The following is a 3,458-nucleotide window of genomic DNA, read 5'->3' as shown; positions in this document are numbered from 1 at the left end:
AATGCCAAAAAATGTAAAATAAGCGAATTTAAAATTTTTAAGGAAAAGTATGAAAAAATTTTCTAAATTTCTAGCAGTCGTAGCTCTTTTAGGGCTTTTTAGTGGTTGTGCTGAAAAATACACCGAACTTTACAATCTAACTCCAGACGAGTGGTACGCTCAGGTCATCGCCGATATCAAAGATGGCGATCTGGAGTCAGCTGATAAACACTACGTTTCAATGGCTAGCGAGCACGTTGCAAGCCCACTTTTGGAGCAGATTTTACTCATCCTTGCCCAAGCTCACGCAAATGACGAAGAGTATCTCATGGCAAATCACTATCTTGATGAGTACATCAAAAGATACGGCGACAACGGCCCAAAAACAGAATTTGCTCAGTATCTAAAGATAAAGGCAAATTTTGACTCATTTACCCAGCCAAACCGCAACCAAAAGCTCATGGAAGATAGCGTAACTGAGATCGAGAAATTTCTTTATATGTATCCAAATACCGAGTATAAGCCACTTATCGAGACCATGCTTATCAAATTTAAACTAGCGCTTTACTTCTTAGATATGCAAATAGCAGATCTTTACAAGAGAACTGGCCGTGACGTTTCGGCTAAAATTTACGAGCAAAAGCTAGAAGAGTCGCCGTTTAAAAACTCAGACCTTATCAAACCTGACGTGGCATGGTATAGAAAACTGTTTGAATAGGAGAAATTTTGCAAATAAACGAAAACAAAAGCTTGCCAACCGAAATTCCTATCATCGTTGAGGACGAGCTATTTTTATATCCATTTATGATAACACCGCTTTTTTTAAGCGACGAAGAAAATTTAAAAGCACTTGAACTTGCCATACAAGGTGAAACGCCGATCCTTGTCGTGCCTACAAAGCCACAGCAAGACGGCGCTAGAGACTTTGACGGCATCTATGACGCAGGCGTTATCGGCACGATAATGCGCCGCGTGCCGCTACCTGACGGGCGCGTAAAAGTGCTATTTCAGGGCATCGATAAAGGTAAAATTTTAAAACAATCAGGCATAAACCCACTCCGTGGTATCGTCGATATGCTCCACGTCAAGCGCCCATCACAGGTCAAAACTGACGCTCTCATCGTGGTTTTAAGAGAAAAAGTAAGAGAGCTTTCGCAGTTTAGTCACTTTTTCCCACCTGATCTTTTAAAGACGATCGAAGAGAGTGCTGAAGCGATCAGAGTTTGTGACCTAGTTTCAAGCGCACTTCGCCTAAAAAAACAGATCGCTTATAGCTTTTTTGTCGAGGAAAATTTAGAGCAGCGCCTACTAAAGCTCATCGACTACGTCATCGAAGAGATCGAGGCAAACAAGCTTCAAAAAGAGATCAAAAATAAGGTCCATTCAAAGATCGACAAGACAAATAAAGAGTACTTTTTAAAAGAGCAGCTAAAGCAAATTCAAGCTGAGCTTGGAGCGGATACGAGCCGTGAAGAGGAGCTTGAAGAGTATAATAAAAAGCTTGATGCGAAGAAGAAATTTATGGCTGAGGATGCCTATAAAGAGATCAAAAAACAAATAGACAAGCTCTCTCGCATGCACCCAGACTCAGCCGACGCAAACACCTTGCAAAGCTACCTTGACTGGGTACTTGAAATTCCATTTGAAAATGTAGCTAAGAAAAAGTCATCTATCACCGAAGTGAGCAAGCACCTAAATGCTGACCACTATAGCTTAGAAAAGCCAAAAGAGCGCATAGAGGAGTATTTTGCATTGCGTGAGCTTTTAGAGCTTAGAGGAGTTGGTGAGAAGGTAAATAATGGCGCCATTTTGTGCTTTGCAGGCCCTCCTGGTGTGGGTAAAACAAGCCTTGCAAACTCGATCGCAAAGGCGCTAAAACGTGAGCTAGTTAGGATCGCACTTGGCGGACTTGAAGACGTAAACGAACTAAGAGGCCACCGCCGTACATATATAGGCGCTATGCCAGGCCGCATCGTGCAAGGGCTCATAGAAGCCAAGCAGATGAACCCAGTGGTTGTACTAGATGAGATCGACAAGGTTGGCAGAAGCTACAGGGGCGATCCGACGGCTGTTTTACTTGAAATTTTAGACCCAGAGCAAAATAATAAATTTAGAGACTACTATCTAAATTTTAACATCGATCTTAGCAAGATCATCTTCATCGCCACAGCAAATGACGTGAGCATGATACCAGCTGCACTTCGCGACAGGATGGAGTTTATCGAGCTTAGCTCATACACCCCACAAGAGAAATTTGAGATAGCTAAAAAATATCTCTTGCCCCAAGAGCTTAAAAAGCACGGCCTAAAACCAAGTGATGTAAGCATCAGCAAAGAGGCACTTGAGCTAATAATTAGCGACTACACAAGAGAGAGTGGCGTGCGAAATTTACGCCGCAGGATCGCTGACATACTAAGAAAAGTCGCCAAAAATATCCTCACTAAAAAGAATGAAGGCAAGATTAGCGTCACGGCTAAAAATTTAAAAGAGTTTTTAGAGAAAAAGGTCTATGAGATCGAGCCAGCGGATAAAAAAGATCAGATAGGCCTAGTAAATGGCCTTGCTTGGACTAGTGTCGGAGGTGACGTGCTAAGGATCGAGGCTATCAGGATCCAAGGCAAAGGCAATATGCAGATCACTGGTCAGCTAGGTGACGTAATGAAAGAGAGCGCTCAGATCGCATTTAGCGTCGTAAAAGTACTGATCGATAACAAAAAGCTAAAAGTGCCGATGGCTATCGTGCCAAAATTTGACGATGACAAACACAAGCTCGAAGCCAGCGACGTTTATAGACGCTACGACCTTCACTTACACGTGCCAGAGGGTGCTGTGCCAAAAGACGGCCCAAGCGCTGGTATCACGATGACAACGGCGATCGCATCGATACTGACTGACACAAAGGTCAAGCACGACATCGCAATGACTGGCGAGATCACGCTAACGGGTAGAGTGCTACCGATCGGAGGACTAAAAGAGAAGCTGATCGCCGCTCACAAAGCTGGCATCAAAACAGCTCTGATACCTCGCAAAAACTATGACCGCGACCTTATCGATATACCAGCTGAAGTAAAAGGCGACATGAAGATCATCGCAGTTGATACGATCGATGATGTACTAAAAAATGCTCTTGTAGCTAAAAAATAATCCTTATTCTAGCCCTAATCTCACTTTAGGGCTAGATAAATTTATAAATTTTGGCCATCCTAAAATCCAAGCAAAAAGCCACATAGCGCATATAAGCAGTTAATAATTTAAACAATATGTTGCGAAAATTTCTAGCAAATTTTAAAATTTGAAAAAATATAAAATTCCATTTGTGATACTTTTACCCAAAAGGGAGAAAAGGGGACTTGAATTATGTTCTGCTTGCAGTTACAAGCTTGCGAAGTAAAGCCGTCTCCTTATCCCCCTTTTTAAATCCTCCAATCCCCTCGCACGTTAGAAGTGCATGCTTCAGTGCTTCGCACTGCATGCGTTTT

2 protein-coding genes are annotated in these 3,458 nt (G+C 42.5%); both read left to right on the top strand.

Annotated elements, in window-relative coordinates; genetic code table 11:
- Positions 1 to 49: 49 nt before the first annotated feature.
- Positions 50 to 697, top strand: coding sequence for an outer membrane protein assembly factor BamD (locus CYP77_RS09845; protein ID WP_021084369.1), 648 nt, complete (start codon positions 50 to 52; stop codon positions 695 to 697).
- 8 nt (positions 698 to 705) lie between these two features.
- On the top strand, positions 706 to 3,123 hold the full coding sequence (gene lon, locus CYP77_RS09840; RefSeq protein WP_103568003.1) for an endopeptidase La: 2,418 nt from the start codon (positions 706 to 708) through the stop codon (positions 3,121 to 3,123).
- Positions 3,124 to 3,458 lie beyond the last annotated feature (335 nt).

The sequence above is a fragment of the Campylobacter concisus genome, from assembly GCF_002913865.1.
Classification (GTDB): domain Bacteria; phylum Campylobacterota; class Campylobacteria; order Campylobacterales; family Campylobacteraceae; genus Campylobacter_A; species Campylobacter_A concisus_AM.
The sequence above is the reverse complement of the archived record's forward strand: the minus strand, read 5'-3'. Positions and strand labels throughout refer to the sequence as shown.